General features: G+C 39.5%; 16 protein-coding genes and 1 pseudogene. 6 read left to right on the forward strand and 11 right to left on the reverse strand.

The genetic code is table 11. The features are described from left to right. Window positions 1-88: 88 nt before the first annotated feature. The 6 genes and pseudogenes from CRI9333_RS04790 to CRI9333_RS04810 all read right to left on the reverse strand — a co-directional run bounded on the left by CRI9333_RS04790 (window position 89) and on the right by CRI9333_RS04810 (window position 5,573). Window positions 89-688, reverse strand: a complete 600-nt coding sequence (locus CRI9333_RS04790) for a MarC family protein (protein WP_015202032.1) — start codon at window positions 686-688, stop codon at window positions 89-91. 420 nt (window positions 689-1,108) lie between these two features. Continuing rightward, on the reverse strand, window positions 1,109-1,270 hold the full coding sequence (locus CRI9333_RS27260) for a hypothetical protein (RefSeq protein ID WP_015202033.1): 162 nt from the start codon (window positions 1,268-1,270) through the stop codon (window positions 1,109-1,111). A gap of 186 nt (window positions 1,271-1,456) precedes the next feature. Then, complete coding sequence (locus CRI9333_RS04795; RefSeq protein ID WP_015202034.1) at window positions 1,457-2,374, reverse strand: histone deacetylase family protein; 918 nt, start codon at window positions 2,372-2,374, stop codon at window positions 1,457-1,459. A gap of 84 nt (window positions 2,375-2,458) precedes the next feature. Next, a complete protein-coding gene (locus tag CRI9333_RS04800; RefSeq protein ID WP_015202035.1) occupies window positions 2,459-2,683 on the reverse strand; it encodes a hypothetical protein in 225 nt (74 codons plus the stop codon). 177 nt (window positions 2,684-2,860) lie between these two features. After that, window positions 2,861-3,112, reverse strand: a pseudogene (locus CRI9333_RS27630) (septal ring lytic transglycosylase RlpA family protein); the annotation flags it as partial. Window positions 3,113-4,310: 1,198 nt separating this feature from the next. After that, complete coding sequence (locus CRI9333_RS04810) at window positions 4,311-5,573, reverse strand: tetratricopeptide repeat protein (RefSeq protein WP_015202037.1); 1,263 nt, start codon at window positions 5,571-5,573, stop codon at window positions 4,311-4,313. A gap of 148 nt (window positions 5,574-5,721) precedes the next feature. On the opposite strand from CRI9333_RS04810, the gene CRI9333_RS04815 reads away from it, so the two are divergent. Together CRI9333_RS04815 and CRI9333_RS04820 are read left to right on the forward strand one after the other, a co-directional pair. Continuing rightward, window positions 5,722-6,285: a tetratricopeptide repeat protein gene (locus CRI9333_RS04815; protein ID WP_198013623.1), complete on the forward strand. Its 564-nt coding sequence runs from the start codon at window positions 5,722-5,724 to the stop codon at window positions 6,283-6,285. 237 nt (window positions 6,286-6,522) lie between these two features. Further along, on the forward strand, window positions 6,523-7,782 hold the full coding sequence (locus CRI9333_RS04820) for a response regulator (RefSeq protein ID WP_015202039.1): 1,260 nt from the start codon (window positions 6,523-6,525) through the stop codon (window positions 7,780-7,782). 122 nt (window positions 7,783-7,904) lie between these two features. Here CRI9333_RS04820 and CRI9333_RS04825 read toward each other — a convergent pair whose 3' ends face one another. Both CRI9333_RS04825 and CRI9333_RS04830 read right to left on the reverse strand, forming a co-directional pair. Continuing rightward, window positions 7,905-8,543, reverse strand: coding sequence for a histidine phosphatase family protein (locus CRI9333_RS04825; RefSeq protein ID WP_015202040.1), 639 nt, complete (start codon window positions 8,541-8,543; stop codon window positions 7,905-7,907). A 45-nt stretch (window positions 8,544-8,588) separates the two neighbouring features. Beyond that, window positions 8,589-9,413, reverse strand: coding sequence for an Rpn family recombination-promoting nuclease/putative transposase (locus CRI9333_RS04830; RefSeq protein ID WP_015202041.1), 825 nt, complete (start codon window positions 9,411-9,413; stop codon window positions 8,589-8,591). A gap of 138 nt (window positions 9,414-9,551) precedes the next feature. On the opposite strand from CRI9333_RS04830, the gene CRI9333_RS04835 reads away from it, so the two are divergent. Beyond that, the gene (locus CRI9333_RS04835; protein WP_232229386.1) at window positions 9,552-10,115 is read left to right on the forward strand and encodes a Uma2 family endonuclease; all 564 of its coding nucleotides are present in this window, start codon (window positions 9,552-9,554) and stop codon (window positions 10,113-10,115) included. Between the two features lie 55 nt (window positions 10,116-10,170). On the opposite strand, the gene CRI9333_RS24730 is transcribed toward CRI9333_RS04835, so the two are convergent. The 3 genes from CRI9333_RS24730 to sufR form a co-directional block, all read right to left on the reverse strand. Then, on the reverse strand, window positions 10,171-11,322 hold the full coding sequence (locus CRI9333_RS24730; protein WP_015202043.1) for a pentapeptide repeat-containing protein: 1,152 nt from the start codon (window positions 11,320-11,322) through the stop codon (window positions 10,171-10,173). Between the two features lie 114 nt (window positions 11,323-11,436). Then, a complete protein-coding gene (locus CRI9333_RS04845; protein WP_015202044.1) occupies window positions 11,437-11,820 on the reverse strand; it encodes a hypothetical protein in 384 nt (127 codons plus the stop codon). Between the two features lie 50 nt (window positions 11,821-11,870). Next, a complete protein-coding gene (gene sufR, locus CRI9333_RS04850; RefSeq protein WP_015202045.1) occupies window positions 11,871-12,533 on the reverse strand; it encodes an iron-sulfur cluster biosynthesis transcriptional regulator SufR in 663 nt (220 codons plus the stop codon). A 225-nt stretch (window positions 12,534-12,758) separates the two neighbouring features. On the opposite strand from sufR, the gene sufB reads away from it, so the two are divergent. From sufB to sufD, 3 genes are all read left to right on the forward strand, one after another. Next, window positions 12,759-14,195, forward strand: a complete 1,437-nt coding sequence (sufB, locus tag CRI9333_RS04855; RefSeq protein ID WP_015202046.1) for a Fe-S cluster assembly protein SufB — start codon at window positions 12,759-12,761, stop codon at window positions 14,193-14,195. A 102-nt stretch (window positions 14,196-14,297) separates the two neighbouring features. Further along, window positions 14,298-15,089, forward strand: a complete 792-nt coding sequence (gene sufC, locus CRI9333_RS04860) for a Fe-S cluster assembly ATPase SufC (protein ID WP_015202047.1) — start codon at window positions 14,298-14,300, stop codon at window positions 15,087-15,089. Continuing rightward, window positions 15,086-16,399, forward strand: coding sequence for a Fe-S cluster assembly protein SufD (gene sufD / locus CRI9333_RS04865; RefSeq protein WP_015202048.1), 1,314 nt, complete (start codon window positions 15,086-15,088; stop codon window positions 16,397-16,399). The genes sufC and sufD overlap by 4 nt, the downstream gene beginning before the upstream one ends. Window positions 16,400-16,420: the final 21 nt, after the last annotated feature.

Below are 16,420 nucleotides of genomic sequence, written 5' to 3' on the forward strand. Positions count from 1 at the left end.
ATCCCCCTAAATCCCCCGAAGATCGGGGGACTTTGATGGGATTCTCTCCCCCTTTTTAAACCCTGCTGGAGGGGAGCGAACGCACTTTTTAGCTAAGAAACAATTCACGAATACCAGCACTGCTGATTTCTACTGCTAAAGCGGCTAACAAAAAACCTAACAACTTGGTGATAATAACTGCGCCAGATTGACCAATTAATTTGTCAACTTGGTCTGACAGACGTATAATCAACCAACTCACAAACATTGCCGATACAATTCCGATGGCTACGCTTAGATGACCATAAGGATCAGGAGATTCAGACATCAATAGCATGACTGTAGTTAGTGTTCCTGGTCCCGCCAACAACGGTAAAGCTAGGGGAGTAATTGCCACATCTCGCTGTTCCTCTACAACGGGTGTATCTAATTCGCCTTCCAGCATTTTTAAGGCAACAATCAACAGCAGTAGCCCTCCAGCTACCCGCAAAGAACCCATGCTGATGTCTAAGTATTTTAGAATCCATTGACCAGTAAAAGCAAATAGTAGCAGTACTGCTGTAGCTACTAAAGTAGCTCTATCTACAACACCGCTTTTTTGTTCTGGTTCCATGCCTTTAGTCAGAACCATCACAATTGGTAAATTACCTATTGCATCAGCCAGGACAAATACAGCTACGAATGTTTTGACTAAAACAGAAATATCCACAGTTTAATTGGGTGAGGAGTGAGGATTCAGAAGTGAGAGGTGAATAATTTATTATCTAAATCTTCCCTACTCCCCTGCTATATTAGCTATAAAAAAAGCGCGGCTATTAAGATTAAAGCCACGACTGAGGATTTTAAAACTTTTGTTGATGCGTTTTAAGCTGGACGCATTGAAATTTAGATTTATAAATAAGTGCGATCGCAACCCTTAGCCCTATAGGATACAGCAGGTTTTGTAGTGACGAGGCGAAACCGTGTACATAGTGCCTATCCGAAAAATCCGCGATTAGATCACTAAATATCTATATAAATAGGAGTGTCTATCTGTGGTTAAAAATATGAATTGCAACCACTTTTCGGATAGGTCTTTAGCGCATTAATGAATTAAATTATTTTACTACTGTTACAAAAACCAGTTGACTTAGGAGAACCATTTGGCTTTAGGAGAATGCCCTTGAGATTTTTCCAGTGTGTCAATGATTGCTAAACCGATATAAGAAGCTGCTATCAGCGCGATCGCACTTACCAAAAAGCTATTTTCAACGATTCGTAGTACTGTTTCTAAAGTCATGTAGGTGGTCATTGCTTCATCTTCCAGCTAAATGCTGTTGCTTATCTGTTTTTAATAGTCTATGAACTTGGTGTTTAGTTCCACCGAGATATCACTATATCTATTTTTGTAACAAAATGTTACCCCTGTATTTATACGGGGATAGATATTTGAGCTATACCTCAAGCCGTAGAAAACAGTTGAGCATGATGAGTATGGTTAAACCAAGCAAGGCTTAATCGTTTGTAATACTGACTGAGCAAGGGAATTGAGGTCATAGCCACCTTCCAAACCAAACAAAATCCGACGAGTTAACTGTAGACAATACTCAGTAAATAATCCGTAATCTTCGGGTTGCAAAGCCATTCCAGCTAGGGGATCAGCAGCAGTAGCATCGTAACCTGCACTGACAATTAACAAATCTGGCTGAAAATTTTTCAAAAACGGGATGATTTTCTGTTCAAACAGAGGTTGATACACTTCTATATTGCTACCAGGGGAGAGGGGCAAATTCAGGACGTTATGGTGTTTTCCTTGCTCATTTGCTTTGCCTGTACCAGGATAACAAGGAGATTGGTGTAAAGAACAGTAAGCGATGCGGGGATCAGTTTCTACTATTGCTTGTGTACCATTGCCATGATGCACATCCCAGTCAAGGATAGCAACGCGGTTGATACCTTGTTGATCTAGGGCGTAGTAAGCTGCGATCGCGGCATTAGAAAATAGACAAAATCCCATGCCTGTATTACGTTCAGCATGATGTCCAGGTGGACGGGACAGGACAAACGCTGGGTTATTATTTGCTAAAACGCGATCAACCCCATCTAACCAAGCACTGATTGCAAGTAGGGCAATATCATAACTTTGAGGAGAAACTGCGGTATCAGCATCTAAACTACCGCCGCCTGATTGAGCGATGCGTGCAACAGTCTCAATATAACTTTGAGAATGTACTTGTTGTAGCAGAGGCATCACTTGTCTTGTTACGAGTGGTGTCGGTATCTGCCACTCTATTTGGTCTGCCCAAGGAGCAGCTTTTAATGCCTCTACAATTGCCGTTAAACGTTCTGGTCTTTCTGGGTGAAATCGACCAGTTTTATGATTGAGAAATTCATCCGAGTAAATGACAGGCAGCATAGTCTGATTTAGCTGACATTAGGATAAGCAGATAGAAATCTGCCTTGATTGCATTGTATCCTTAGCATTAGCAGCACAGACGCTTTATTCGTCCCGCTTCAAATCGCCTCTCAAATCTCCTGACTCGTTAATCATTTCAGGCACTACTGTTGGGTTGCTAGTTAGCTCGTCTTTACTTTGTGCCATTAAAGTTTCATTAATTGACGGAGGATGTTTGATTTTGTCAAGAATCTCCGCAAAATGTGGATCGTTTTGATCAATTGGTTCATCTGTGCTTAATGCTTGACCAGGAATTGGCTGATCGCTCATAATAATTTTCCTAAAAACTTTAACCTACAGGTCTTAGCTTAAATTCATCTCCAGCCAGCAATAAACTACCTTCGGGCTTAAATTCGTTTTGGTTTACGCATTAGACATCTTTTTTCATGGGAATGTAGAGACGTACTATGGTACGTCTCTACAAGGCTGTTCAAAATCGGTCAATTACTATGAGCCTAAAACCTGTATACTCACTGGTGCTACACCTGAACTTCTGATTCCTAAAACACTGGCGGCAGCACCGGAAACATCGATCACTCGACCCGCGATAAATGGACCGCGATCGTTGATTTTTACTACTACGGAACGATTATTGTTGAGGTTTGTTACTCGTACACGGGTGCCAAAGGGTAAAGTCCGATGGGCTGCTGTATATCCTGGACCTGCACCATACCAGGAAGCCATACCACTTCCAGATGAGCGCTTGCGTTTTCCGTAACCTTTGTTGAGATCTGATTCGCTACTTCCAAGTTCGGCTTTTTGGGTTTTTTCTGAAATCTCTGCTTGGGTTAATGCTTCTTTTTGACTGTCAAATGCTGTCTGGGGTTGGGCGTAACTAGAAAATGTTGTACCCAGAGTTGCTAACAGGGCAGCAGGAAGGCTAATCCAAAATCTTTGATTCATTAATAAGAGTGGTAAAGGTCATTTAAGCGATTAGTAGTTAGCTATCAGTGATCAGGTTTCAGCTATTAGACAAAAATTTTGTATCTATACTGTCAGTTCAAAACTGACTGCTAAACCCTGACTGATCGCTAAGAGCTAATAGCTTGATGTGCATGAAAATTTGAGATGAGAGCCAAGTAAAAAGGGGATTAATAAAAGGCTCAAATCTAACCTTTGATTCTTGCGTGTTCAATCAACGTTTGCTGATGAACACTTAACAGACTACCAACTCATGTTGCCATAAAAAATCCGTAATAACTCGCAGAAAAATAGCAATTTTAGCTGTCATTCAAATATTTAATCACCCACATACATAAAAGATTTTTATCGGCTTTTTAACTATTTTTGTTTATTTGTATCATCCATAAATTTATTTTTTTATTTAGCAATATGGGGCAACTTAATTTTCTGTAAATCCCGACTATATATAAATTTGGCGCTTTTGTAGCTAGAGATCAGCAACGATAATTCTCTTTTGCTGCTATTTAATAATGTTGCTTGAAATTGTTAGTTGATAGGGGTTTGGCAGACTGGATTTTTTCTACTGTCGCCGGAAATTATAATTGCAAATGTTTACAGAGATGTTGAAAACTGATTTATAAATGGTATTATTTTAAGCCTCTAACTTTAGACGGATGAAGTCATCAAAAAGATGAAATGCCATATAACAGAATTTTGCGTTATATAAAAACAAAAATGGCTTTATTTAAAAATAAAAGCTAGTAAAAATCCAAAATACTTTGATTTGCTAATGCTAACGTTGTTTTTCTAGGTTTTGGAAATAAAGAGTTTAATTATAGTGGAGAAATTGTAAAAGGGATCAGTATAAATAACTAGGCACGTTTGCATAGAATAGAGATGAATTTCGCGCTCAATACAGGGTAAGAGAACTTTTGAAGCGTTTCTGCATTGCTATTACAGCAGAAGGAGTATCCCAAATAGGTATAATTGCTGCTTATCTTTGGAGGTTTTTAAGCTGTTGCAGTGCTTTTTTATAGTTTTCTGTCATCCAGCCACGTTGCTGAAAATAGGTAATTGCTTTTTGATAATCTTGAATTGCGCTGCGCTGATCTTTTAATTTGATATGAGCTTCGGCACGTTTAAAGTAAACCTCAGCTAAGATGTCAGAAGAGTTAACTGCACCGTCGAAGGCACTCCCAAGAGGAGTAACACGAATCATTTGGGTGTAATCTGCGATCGCACCTCGATAATCTTGGAGTTGATAGCGCAAAGCAGCGCGTCGCCCGTATGCCATATAAGATGGATAACCACCACCAATAAAATCTTTGACATCGCTGGAATAACGAATTGCTTGGGTGAAATCTGCCATTGCAGCTTGATAATCTTTGATTTCTAGATAAAGTTCTGCGCGGTTTGTATAAAGTCCAGCAGCTTGATCGGGTTTGAGGCGAATTACTTGTGCTAAATCTGCGATCGCACCTGGAATATCTCCAAATTTATGACGAATATGCGATCGCACTCCATAAGCGTCAGGATTTGTAGTATTCAGGCGAATACTAGCTTCAATATCTGGCAATGCTTGGGTTAAATTACCTGACAATACATATATTTGTCCACGCGCAAAGTAAGCTTCAGGATGATCGGGTTGCAAGCGAATTGCTTCATTAATATCAGCTAGTGCTTTTTCCGAGTCAGAATATGTTTGGCTAAGTCCTCGTTGTAAATAAGCTTCTGCGTTATTCGGTTGCAGGCGAATTACAGTAGTAAAATCTGCCAATGCGCCTTGATTATCTTCATTTTTACGGCTAATTCCCCGATAGAAGTAAGCTTGAGCATCATCGGGATTTTGCTCTATAGCTTCAGTAAAATATTGAATGCGAGCAGTTTTAAAAATTCGGTAAACTGAATTAAATTCTGGATGTCTTTCAACTGTTTTAATCGGATCAGAGTAGCTGGTATCAAGGCGTAAAGCCGATTTAAAATCAGCTAGGGCAGATTCATAATCATTTGCACGTTGATAAGCAAGCGCCCGATACAGGTAAGCTTCGGCATTATTAGGATTTGCGGTAAGTGCTTGAGTAAAGGATGCGATCGCGCCTGAAAAATCTTTTAATTCCAGCTTTTGCATTCCTTGCTGGTAAAAATCCTCTATACTCGTTGCGGGGATGACAATGTTGGGAACATCAGCAGCATAGACATCGGGAGCGATGCCAACTACAGTTAAGGCAATTCCGAGAATGGCAAATAATTTATTCATGCAGTTTAGGACTAAAAGTTTAAGCTGTTGTTCCCTTTCTCTCGTACAACAGCCCTTTAATGATAAAAATGTTATGAATAATTTATTATTATCCCAAGCACTGCAAGTATCCTAAACAATAGAAGATTCATCTCAGCAAGTGAATCAATTGAATAAAATTGCTAATGTGTATTACAAAATGGGAAAAACTCAGCAATTTACAACAGTTTTATCTGACGCTACTGATGTTACTAAAACGATAGAAGATGCGAATGAGCAAGCTCGTTTGTTGGCTGATATAGCAAGTAATTATGCTCAAGCGAAACAATATAGTCAGGCTATGCAACTTACACAAGTTGTAGATAATGTTGATCCAAAATTTCAGGTATTGATGAAGATAGCGAGACAATATCTCAAAGTAAAAGATATGCAAAATTTTAGGGAAGTATTATCTCAAGCTTTGGAAATTAGTCTAGGAACTAAAGATGCTACTAACAAAGCCCAAAAAATAGCTCAAATAGCTGGTTTGTATGCCAAAGCAAAACAATACGATCGCGCTATGCAGCTAGTTGGAAACATTCAGAATATAGATAACTACTCTCCTAAAGCGGAAGCGTTAGCGATTATAGCTAGTAATTATAACACAGACGGGCAAAAAGATAAAGCTTTAAATATATTATCTCAAGCACTTCAGGTTGCTAAAGCTACAAAATGTTCTCTGTGGAAGTCTTAGCCTAGATAGCAGTTATTTCTTGGGGGAGGGGAGAGGGGGAATTGAGGTTTTATACTTTTTAAGGTGGAGCTACTGTGCGATCGCTCTCTTAATGTTATGGTGATTTTTTGCTGAAAATTTTTATAAATGTTAATATTTCTTTAAGAATCGGCAAGTAATTAAGATTTAACTTTACATAAGTTAAAATGCCAACTGCTTTCCTGACTTTATTATCTTTGAAAAAATAATATTCTAGTTATGGTTAATCAATTGTTAATTCATCAATTCCAAAAAATTATTAAAGAAAAATTCAGTGGCAGACTGAACATCAAGTCTGACTCAGGGGTTTGTTGGAGTATATTTTTTGGCAAAGGACAGTTAATCTGGGCTACTGGGGGCTTTCATCCGGCTAGACGGTGGCAGCGAACAGTAATGCAACATTGTCCGAAGGTAAACCCTAAAGCTTTAACTATTAGAGAAACCGAGGATTTTGCTTCTGATAAGTCTTTAGGAGAACATAAAGGACAGTATTATGCTTTGAGAATATTAGTCAAACAGCAGCAGATGACTCAGCAACAAGCAACTGCTGTAATTACAGGGATGATTTCAGAAGTATTATTTGACATTGTTCAGCAATCTGCTTTACAGCCATTAAATTATACCGATTATCAACAGCAGATTTTAGAGCCTCCACTAACTTTGCTTTCTACAGAAGCTACTTTAAAGCAGACTCTACAAGTTTGGAAAGCTTGGCGTGAGGCTGGTTTAACAAAGCAATCTCCTAATTTAGCGCCAGTGGTACGAAATCAATCAAAATTGCAAGAGCAAACTTCTGCTGCTGCGTATAAAAATTTTATAACTAGGATTAACGGCAAATCTACACTGCGCGATTTAGCAGTACAAATGAAGCAAAACTTTGTGGCGCTTTCTCGTTCGTTGCTTCCTTATATGGGTCAGGGAATTATCGGGCTGGTGGAAGTGCCTGATATGGTGACTCAAGCTAATGCAAAAGCTGGCTCACAAACAACTAAAGAACAAGTAGCTGACAACTCTGGACTAAAAGTTGCCCAAACTCAATCACTTAGCCCACTGGTAGCTTGTATAGATGATAGCCCTCAAACTTGCCAAATGATGGAAGGGATTTTCACTCAAGAGGGCTTTCGATTTCTTGGTATTGAGGATTCGATGCAAGCTTTACCAAAGTTGATTGAGCAGAAGCCCGACTTAATTTTTTTAGATCTAATGATGCCAGTTGTCAATGGTTATGAGATTTGCGCTCAGTTACGAAAAATTTCTGCTTTTGCTAATACACCAATTATTATTTTGACAGGCAGTGATGGTCTTATTGATCGGGTACGTGCTAAAAAGGTTGGTGCTACTGACTTTTTGACAAAGCCAGTGGATGCTCAAAAGTTGTTAGGAATACCCCATCAGTATCTCGGCTTTAGTTTACTTAGTAAAATAGGCAAACCTGCTAAGAGTGATGCAGTGCAGAAGAAGCTTGGTAATGTTTCTTAAATAAAACTTACGCTTTTGGGATAAAGATAAAGAAAGGGCGGGTTAAATCAAGATATTGATTAGTAGCAAATTTGATCTGTCAACCCGCCCCTACGGATATTATGGTTAATTTGCTAATTTTTTTAAGTTCCAGGCAGGTTACGCAAATGTTCATCTAAATGAGTGCGATCGCCTAAAGCATGAAGTAATGGCCCGTTTGTGCCAAATTCGACTATACTAACCGAAGCAACTGGACACCCTAAGCGATAGCGGAAACGCCCGACATCAATTCCTAGCAAGGTACATAAGGTGATGCGGATAGTTGCTTTGTGGGAAACAATTAAAACATTGCCTGTAGGATAACGCTGTTTAATTTCTTCTATTACCAGCATTGCACGGGCTGCGATCGCAACGGCTAATTCTCCCTCAGTTGGTGGATACCAAGCAGGATCAGCTTTCCAGCGAATATAATCATCGTGATATTCACGGGATACAGTTTCGATAGTTTGCCCTTCCCACTTACCGTAGCTAATTTCCTTCAAACCATCGCGTAATTCTGGTTTGATACCCAATTCGTCAGATAGAAATTGCGCTGTGTTAATAGTTCTCTGCATAGGGCTAGAAAAAATCGTTTCCCAAAGTGTAGAACTATAAAAAGTGGCAAAGGCTTTTGCCATTTCTAAACCTTCTGGGGTTAATTCTGGGTCAATTGCACCACAGAATACATTATCTCGGCTGCGGGCAGTTTGTCCGTGACGGAGGAAATAAAGCTTTAGGGTCATTGAATTATTATATTTATTCCTGCTGATAAAAGCCCGGATGTGCAACTATTTTCTATCTCTTAGCCATGTTTCTAAGTCGGCTATCGTGTTAAAATCTAAGAGATATTCACTAAGCAATTCTATTTGCTCAATAGGAAGACTGGAAATTTGGGTTTGTAGTTCAGGGGTAAGATTTCCTAATTTGCGGGTTAGTTGTCTGTTAACTAATGCTTGACCTTCCTCAACGCGACCCTCTTCTTTAGCTTCTTGAATTGCCCGTATGTCTGATAACTTAATTCCTAACATAGTATTCACCTGTTCTCTAGTAAGCTTATTAAATTTATAGAGAATAATCGTTGAGACTAAATCAATTATCGCACGTCCTTCATTTTGTGTGCTAGATTGCTCAATCATCCACTTTGCTTTTTCCACCGCGACATCACCATTGAGCGTCGTCAACACCATTAAACCCAATCCTGTTGGTAACTCTTCTACCTCTCCCAATTCATCCAAATAAATTCTGATAATTCTGCCACTATCTAACATTTCTCTGACGGTTTCCCGTCGTTCTTGTTCTAAATTTCGAGATGGATAAATCGCTACTGCCCGCCAATCAAAAAATAAATTTCGGTGGCGATAAATATAGATAAAAATCTCACTTACCATTCTTTCGTAGAGCAACTCATCTGGTTGAAATTGCACTTCACAAAAGAAGATAATTCCCTGGGGATTTGGTGGGATAAATACCCCATCAATACGGAAGGAAGTTTCTTTTACTTCTAACGCATCAAAGATATATTCGTTGGCGTTTTCTGGGGGTTGGGGTATTAGCTCAAATAACAGGGTTGGGGACTGCACAAATAGTTGGTAGAAGATGGTATCGCGACGCATATTTAGGAGGAGAAAACAGCAATTTAATTATATTAGTTGCAAAAATGCGGTAATGAGATGTTAGTTATTAAATGATGTGAAGATAGGTGCATTCGCACTCGTTTTAAAAGTATTAATAAAGTTATACTGTGAGGAGAGTTGAGTATAACAATGTCTGTGCGATCGCCGTTACCGAATTTAACAGTTAAAGAATACCTTGACGGTGAGTTAGTTAGCGATATTCGTCACGAATACATTGCGGGACAAGTATTTGCGATGGCGGGTGCTAGTGCTAACCACAACTTAATTGCTGGTAATATGTATTCGCGGTTGCGATCGCATTTACGGGGTAGTAAATGCAGCACTTTTATGTCAGATATGAAAGTGCGGATACAGACAGCAGATATTTTTTATTACCCTGATGTATTAGTGAGTTGTGATCCAAAAGATACGGATGATTATTGTAAAACTCAACCTTGCTTAATTATTGAGGTAGTTTCCCGCAGCACTGCAACAATAGACCTCCGTGAAAAGTTACTTAACTATCGTCAAATAGAAAGCTTAAAAGAGTATATTTTGATATCTCAAGATAGAATCAAAATTGAAGTTTATCGCCAAGATGATCAAGGGCAATGGTGGTTAGAAACTTTGGGCAAGGAGGATGAATTACAATTAGAGTCTGTTGGTTTAAGGATAGTATGGCGGAAGTATATGAGGATGTAATATTTTAAAATATCTACCGTCAAGATATGCGCTTTTGTTATTTTATAGTAAATTTTTATTCCTCATAGGTAGTGCCATCAGGCATAGTTACACCACTAAGGTTAACATTATTTAAGTTAGCGCCGCTTAGATTTGCGTCTTCAAGATTGGCTCCTTCAAGGTTTGTATACTCTAAGTTTGCACCACGTAAATCTGCTGAACTTAGATCTGCACCGCTAAAATCTTCGTTGCTTAAATCGGCTCCACAAAGTTTTGCATTCTTTAATATTACCCCACTAAAATTTCCTGATAAACTTGCACCAGCTAGATTAACTTTAGTTAGGATAGCGCCATTAAAATAAGTGTTTGCCATCGAAGCATTTTTTAGATTGGCTTGAGTTAAATCTGCTGCTGTGAAGTTTGTATATTGCAAATTGGCTCCCAGTAAGTTTGCATCAATCAAGTGGCTTACAATTAAATTTGCTTCCGATAGATTTGCTTGAAACAAGTTAGCATTACTTAAATTGGCTTGCAACAATTTTGCCCGTTTTAAATTGGCATTACTTAGATTTGCTCCACTAAAGTTAACGTCGCTGAGATCAGTCTTACTAAGATCTGTTGATTCCAGGTTTGCACCACTGAAGTTTACATTATTAGCTAGGCTGCTACCACTAAGATTTATTCCAGATAAGTTAAGCCCTGTAAAATCTCGTTCTCCTTCGTTATATCGCTGCCAAAATTCCTCAGCACTAATAGCTTGATTTTTTCTTTCTTCCCCTAGTGCGTAAAATCTATCTATCAGAAACAAAATTCTCTCTGCTTTAAATTCTTCATCAGTGAAGGCTGAAACTTTTTGCTGTTTTAGCTTAACTGCAACAATTTCTTCATCTTGATGACTTTCAACTACATCTGTATTAATATAGTCAGTTTTTGATGTATCAGTATTAACATCAATTGTTGCTATCTCGTCAGTTGCTATTTCAATAGTTGCGCTTTCATCCACAGGGATGATGCGGTGTTGTAAATCGGAAACTTGTGTGGTTAAATGTGCGATCGCACTCTGTAAGCTTTCTATCTGCTCAACTTCGGGACGGTTGTTAAATTTTTGCCTTAGTTCGTCAAAATAGCGTTTTAGCCAAGTAATATTTTTCTTGCGGACATTTAAATCTTCCTCTAGTTGTTCAATTCTCGTAATCAGCGATGTTATATCAATCTCTTGAGTATCCATTATGAAAGTAATTTTAAATCCTGATTGTCATTATAAGTATTAAATAATCAGTTCTTACATCTGTGTTTATCTGTGTGCATCTGTGGTTAATTATCTTTTCTTGATGCACAAAACTTACTTTAGTTTTGCCTGTTTCTCAAACCAAGCGATAACCTGCTCAACAGTTAAATCCTCAATTGGTAAATTAGCTGCTTGCGAAACTTGCTTTAAGGGATTTAACGATGAAATAACTAATCTTGTAAAAAAGTCTTCAAACGTGGCATCATTTTCTATTTCTTGCTTAAACGTCTCATCTTTCTCAATCCAAGCACTCAACTGTTGAGGCGTGATATTTTCAATAGGCGCACCTGTTTCTTGAGCAATTTGCTTGAGTGACTTTAACGCATAAAGTGCTAATCTAGTTACAAATTTATCTTGACTGGTTAACAGTGCTGCATCTACCTTGATTGATTCTTCTCTAGTTAAAAATTGGGCAGATAATTCTTGTGGATCAGCCATAGCTATTTGATATTTTTGATTTCAAATTAATAATAAATCAATAGATGTATTTAATCATCCTGGGCTTTAATTAAATAACCACAGCGATGCTCACCATTAACTATCCAGTGAGTGCGTTCTATTTGACAATCTTCTAATGTAGCAGCAAACATTTCTAATTCATGTCCACAAACACTAGGAAAAGAGCTTGCAACGTGGGAAATTGCACAGTTATGTTCTGTCAGCATGAATTGAGAACTATGGTTACTCTGAACATTATTTTCATCTAAAAGGAAATATTCTGTCATGTAGCCTTCTTCTCTGCGAAGTTCGACTAATTTGATGACGCGATCGCGCAATGATACATCCCCCAAGCGATCGCGGTATTCCTGCGCTTTGCGTTCCCAGTGCTTACGCAACAGCGATCCAGCTTGTTCATACCCCAATGTATCTACTAAAGTATTTAGGAACGACACCGCAAACTGATCGTAATTGTTGGGTAAGCGATCGCGCCCCTTCTTACTCAACTTATAAATATGCTGTGGTCGTCCCATACCTGATACCACAGATTGATGCAAAATCAACTCTTCCGCCTCTAAATCCTTCAAATGACGGCGAATTGCTTGCGGACTGATTTCTAACCCTTCCGCTAGTTCTTGTGCTGTGGCTTGACCCCGTTTTAGTAAAATTTGCAGGATGTCCTGTTTCGTGGATGCTTGCTGCGTGGTCGCCATTTTTTGTATCTACTCTAAATTGAGTCAAAAGTAGTAAAATCCGTAGTGGACTTTGACAACCTGTTTGTTGTTAAACTATTTTAGAATAGAGTTAAGCAACATAATTGTTGTTTTATTATTTATTCTAATTGCAGTTTGCCTGCATTAGCCAGTCTGGATTCCCAACCAGCCTGCCATCTGAGAGAGAGAGAGTCGTCCACAACACGAGAGAGCACGAGTAGTCTAATGACTTCTAGCGTCAAGACCTTAGTTAATGAGCCTTACAAGTACGGCTTTGTCACCGACATTGAAACCGATCAAATTCCTCGTGGCTTGAACGAGGACATTGTACGCATGATCTCTGCTAAAAAAGAAGAACCAGAGTTCATGCTGGAATTCCGCCTCAGAGCTTATCGGCAATGGTTGAAGATGACAGAGCCAACCTGGCAGCACGTCACCTATCCGCCCATCAATTACCAAGACATTATCTACTACTCTGCTCCTAAGCAAAAGAAAAAGCTGAATAGCTTAGAAGAAGTAGATCCAATATTGCTGGAAACCTTTGAGAAACTGGGAATTTCCCTATCTGAGCAAAAGCGCCTATCTAACGTTGCAGTTGACGCAGTGTTTGATAGCGTCTCAGTTGCCACAACTTTTAAAGAAAAACTTGCTAAAGACGGTGTTATTTTCTGCTCAATTTCAGAAGCATTAACCGAACACCCTGAATTGGTGCAAAAATACCTCGGTAGCGTTGTCCCCGTTGCAGACAACTATTTTGCTGCTCTCAACTCAGCAGTATTCAGCGACGGTTCCTTCGTATATATTCCCAAAAACACCAAATGTCCGATGGACTTGTCCACCTACTTCCGAATTAACACCGGAGATAGCGGTCAATTTGAGCGGACATTGATTATTGCCGAAGAAGGTGCTTCCGTAACCTACCTCGAAGGTTGCACCGCGCCGATGTTTGACACCAACCAACTACACGCCGCAGTAGTAGAATTGGTTGCCCTCGACAATGCCGAAATCAAGTACTCCACAGTCCAAAACTGGTACGCCGGAGATGAGACAGGCAAAGGTGGTATTTACAACTTCGTCACCAAACGCGGTTTGTGCCAAGGCGTTAACTCCAAGATTTCTTGGACACAAGTAGAAACAGGTTCCGCGATTACTTGGAAGTATCCTAGTTGCGTGCTAGTTGGTGATAACTCTGTAGGTGAATTTTACTCAGTTGCTCTCACCAACAACTATCAGCAAGCCGATACTGGAACTAAAATGATCCATGTTGGCAAGAATACCCGCAGCACAATTATTTCTAAAGGTATTTCCTCTGGTCATTCCAAAAATAGCTATCGTGGCTTAGTAAAAATGAATCCAAAAGCACAAGGCGCACGCAACTACTCACAGTGCGACTCGATGCTTATTGGTGACAATGCTCAAGCTAATACCTTCCCTTATATCCAAGTGCAAAACAGCACAGCCAAAGTAGAACACGAAGCTTCTACATCAAAAATAGGCGAAGATCAACTATTTTTCTTTGCACAGCGCGGCATTTCCCAAGAAGATGCGATTTCAATGATGATTAGTGGCTTCTGCAAAGATGTCTTCAATCAGTTACCAATGGAATTTGCTGTTGAAGCAGATAGATTATTAAGCCTCAAACTCGAAGGTTCAGTTGGTTAACTGTAGATACTAAACAGATAAACGTTGATCAAACATCTGCGTTTATCTGCGTTCATCTGCGGTTAAAAAAATCTTAATTTGCACCGAAGTATCCGACTAAAAATGATCGTAGAAAACAGCGAAGTAATCTTATCAGTCCGCGACTTAACTGCCGATGTTGATGGTACACCCATTCTCAAAGGCTTAAATCTAGAAATTAAAGCTGGCGAAATCCATGCTGTTATGGGACCTAATGGTTCTGGAAAAAGCACCTTTTCTAAAGTTTTAGCTGGACACCCTGCTTACACGGTTACAGGTGGAGAAATTATCTTTCAAGGACAAAATCTCCTAGAACTAGAACCAGAAGAACGGGCAAGGTCTGGGATATTTTTGGCTTTCCAATATCCCCTAGAAATTCCTGGTGTCAGTAATCTAGATTTCTTACGAGTTGCGTATAATTCTCGCCGTAAACATCAAGGTTTAGAAGAATTAGATGCGTTTGATTTTGATGATTTAATCCAAGATAAGTTGGAAATCGTCAAAATGAATCCCAGCTTTTTAAGCCGTAGTGTAAATGAAGGCTTTTCTGGTGGTGAGAAAAAGCGGAATGAAATTCTGCAAATGGCAATTTTAGAGCCAAAGCTGGCAATTTTAGATGAAACCGATTCTGGTTTAGATATCGACGCTCTCAAAATTGTTGCTAATGGTGTTAACCAATTGGCAAATGCTGATAATTCGATGTTGGTAATTACTCACTACCAACGGTTACTTGACTACATCATTCCTGATTTTGTTCATGTAATGGAAGGTGGGCGAATTGTCACCAGTGGTACTAAGGAATTGGCGCTAGAATTAGAATCTCGCGGCTATGACTGGATTAAAGAAGAAGAAGCTGCTGAGGTGGGTGCGCGATGAGTATTGAGGTTTCTGTAAAGCCACAGGTATCTTATTTAAAGCAGTTGTTGGATTTAGGTCAAGAATTGCCAGCAACAACAAGTTTAATCCGAGAAATTCGCGATCGCGCGACGGCTGTTGTGCAAGAATTAGCTATCCCAACTACACGGGATGAGGAATGGCGCGTTACTGATTTGTCAGGGCTGTTAAAAGTTAATTTCCAAGCAGTCAGCAATCAAGAATCAGCGATTAGCTTATCTGATATTAATTCGTTAATTTTGCCAGAAGCAGCAGCAAGCCGCTTGGTGTTTGTAAATGGTATTTACGCACCTGAATTATCCTCAGTTGCTAATCTTCCAGCAGGTTTATTTGTAGGTAATTTATTAGCTGCAAATATTCCACATTTAGAGAATTATCTGGGTAAGCAACAAGGCGGACAAGAGGTTTTTACTGCTTTAAATACTGCTAGTTTGACTGATGCGGCAGTAGTATACGTCCCCAAAAATTTGCTTGTTGAAACGCCTATTCATCTGCTATTTATCTCTGTTACGGGTGAAGCAGCAACTATTTCTCAGCCACGCTGTTTAGTAGTAGTTGAAGCTGGTAGCACGGTTACGCTGATTGAAGACTATATTTCTTACCCAGTCACCAGTCCCCAGTCACCAGTAACCAATCTGACTAATTCGGTGACGGAAGTTTGGGTAGGAGAAAATGCTCAAGTAAGTCACATTAGGGTTCAGCAGGAGAATAAAGAAGCTTTTCATATTGGGAAGAGTGCGATCGCACAAGCCCGAAATAGCCGTTATGCTTGTCATGCTGTCAGTTTTGGGGGGCAGTTGTCACGGCACAATTTAGAAGTGTTTCAGACTGGTGAAGCTACTGAAACAACCCTCAATGGATTGACGATGATTGGGGGTTCACAAATAGGTGATACTCATAGTGCGATCGCACTTAATCATCCTTATGGTATTACTAATCAATTGCATAAATGTGTTGTGGGCGATCGCGCTCATGCAGTGTTTAATGGTAAGGTGTTTGTCCCCAAACCAGCACAGTTAACCAATGCAGGGCAGTTGAATCGTAATTTGCTGCTATCTTCCAAAGCGCGTGTCGATACTAAACCACAACTGGAAATCACTGCTGATAACGTCAAATGCAGTCACGGTGCAACAGTTAGTCAATTGGAAGATGATGAAATATTTTATCTGCAAAGTCGTGGCATTGATGCTGATAGCGCCCGTACTCTGTTGATTAATGCTTTTGCTATCGAGATAATCGAGCAAATTCCAGTTGCATCTGTGCGAGAAAGACTGACACAAATCGTTAGATAATGCCCCAAAATATGCCCACAC

Source organism: Crinalium epipsammum PCC 9333, assembly GCF_000317495.1.
GTDB lineage: Bacteria > Cyanobacteriota > Cyanobacteriia > Cyanobacteriales > PCC-9333 > Crinalium > Crinalium epipsammum.

What these genes read in the sequence shown, in the direction of transcription:
- CRI9333_RS27260 (WP_015202033.1), bottom strand. Translation starts at nt 1,270, where the DNA reads ATGACCACCTACATGACTTTAGAAACAGTACTACGAATCGTTGAAAAT.
- CRI9333_RS04795 (WP_015202034.1), bottom strand. Translation starts at nt 2,374, where the DNA reads ATGCTGCCTGTCATTTACTCGGATGAATTTCTCAATCATAAAACTGGT.
- CRI9333_RS04800 (WP_015202035.1), bottom strand. Translation starts at nt 2,683, where the DNA reads ATGAGCGATCAGCCAATTCCTGGTCAAGCATTAAGCACAGATGAACCA.
- CRI9333_RS04810 (WP_015202037.1), bottom strand. Translation starts at nt 5,573, where the DNA reads ATGAATAAATTATTTGCCATTCTCGGAATTGCCTTAACTGTAGTTGGC.
- CRI9333_RS04820 (WP_015202039.1), top strand. Translation starts at nt 6,523, where the DNA reads ATGGTTAATCAATTGTTAATTCATCAATTCCAAAAAATTATTAAAGAA.
- CRI9333_RS04825 (WP_015202040.1), bottom strand. Translation starts at nt 8,543, where the DNA reads ATGACCCTAAAGCTTTATTTCCTCCGTCACGGACAAACTGCCCGCAGC.
- CRI9333_RS04830 (WP_015202041.1), bottom strand. Translation starts at nt 9,413, where the DNA reads ATGCGTCGCGATACCATCTTCTACCAACTATTTGTGCAGTCCCCAACC.
- CRI9333_RS24730 (WP_015202043.1), bottom strand. Translation starts at nt 11,322, where the DNA reads ATGGATACTCAAGAGATTGATATAACATCGCTGATTACGAGAATTGAA.
- CRI9333_RS04845 (WP_015202044.1), bottom strand. Translation starts at nt 11,820, where the DNA reads ATGGCTGATCCACAAGAATTATCTGCCCAATTTTTAACTAGAGAAGAA.
- sufR (WP_015202045.1), bottom strand. Translation starts at nt 12,533, where the DNA reads ATGGCGACCACGCAGCAAGCATCCACGAAACAGGACATCCTGCAAATT.
- sufB (WP_015202046.1), top strand. Translation starts at nt 12,759, where the DNA reads ATGACTTCTAGCGTCAAGACCTTAGTTAATGAGCCTTACAAGTACGGC.
- sufC (WP_015202047.1), top strand. Translation starts at nt 14,298, where the DNA reads ATGATCGTAGAAAACAGCGAAGTAATCTTATCAGTCCGCGACTTAACT.
- sufD (WP_015202048.1), top strand. Translation starts at nt 15,086, where the DNA reads ATGAGTATTGAGGTTTCTGTAAAGCCACAGGTATCTTATTTAAAGCAG.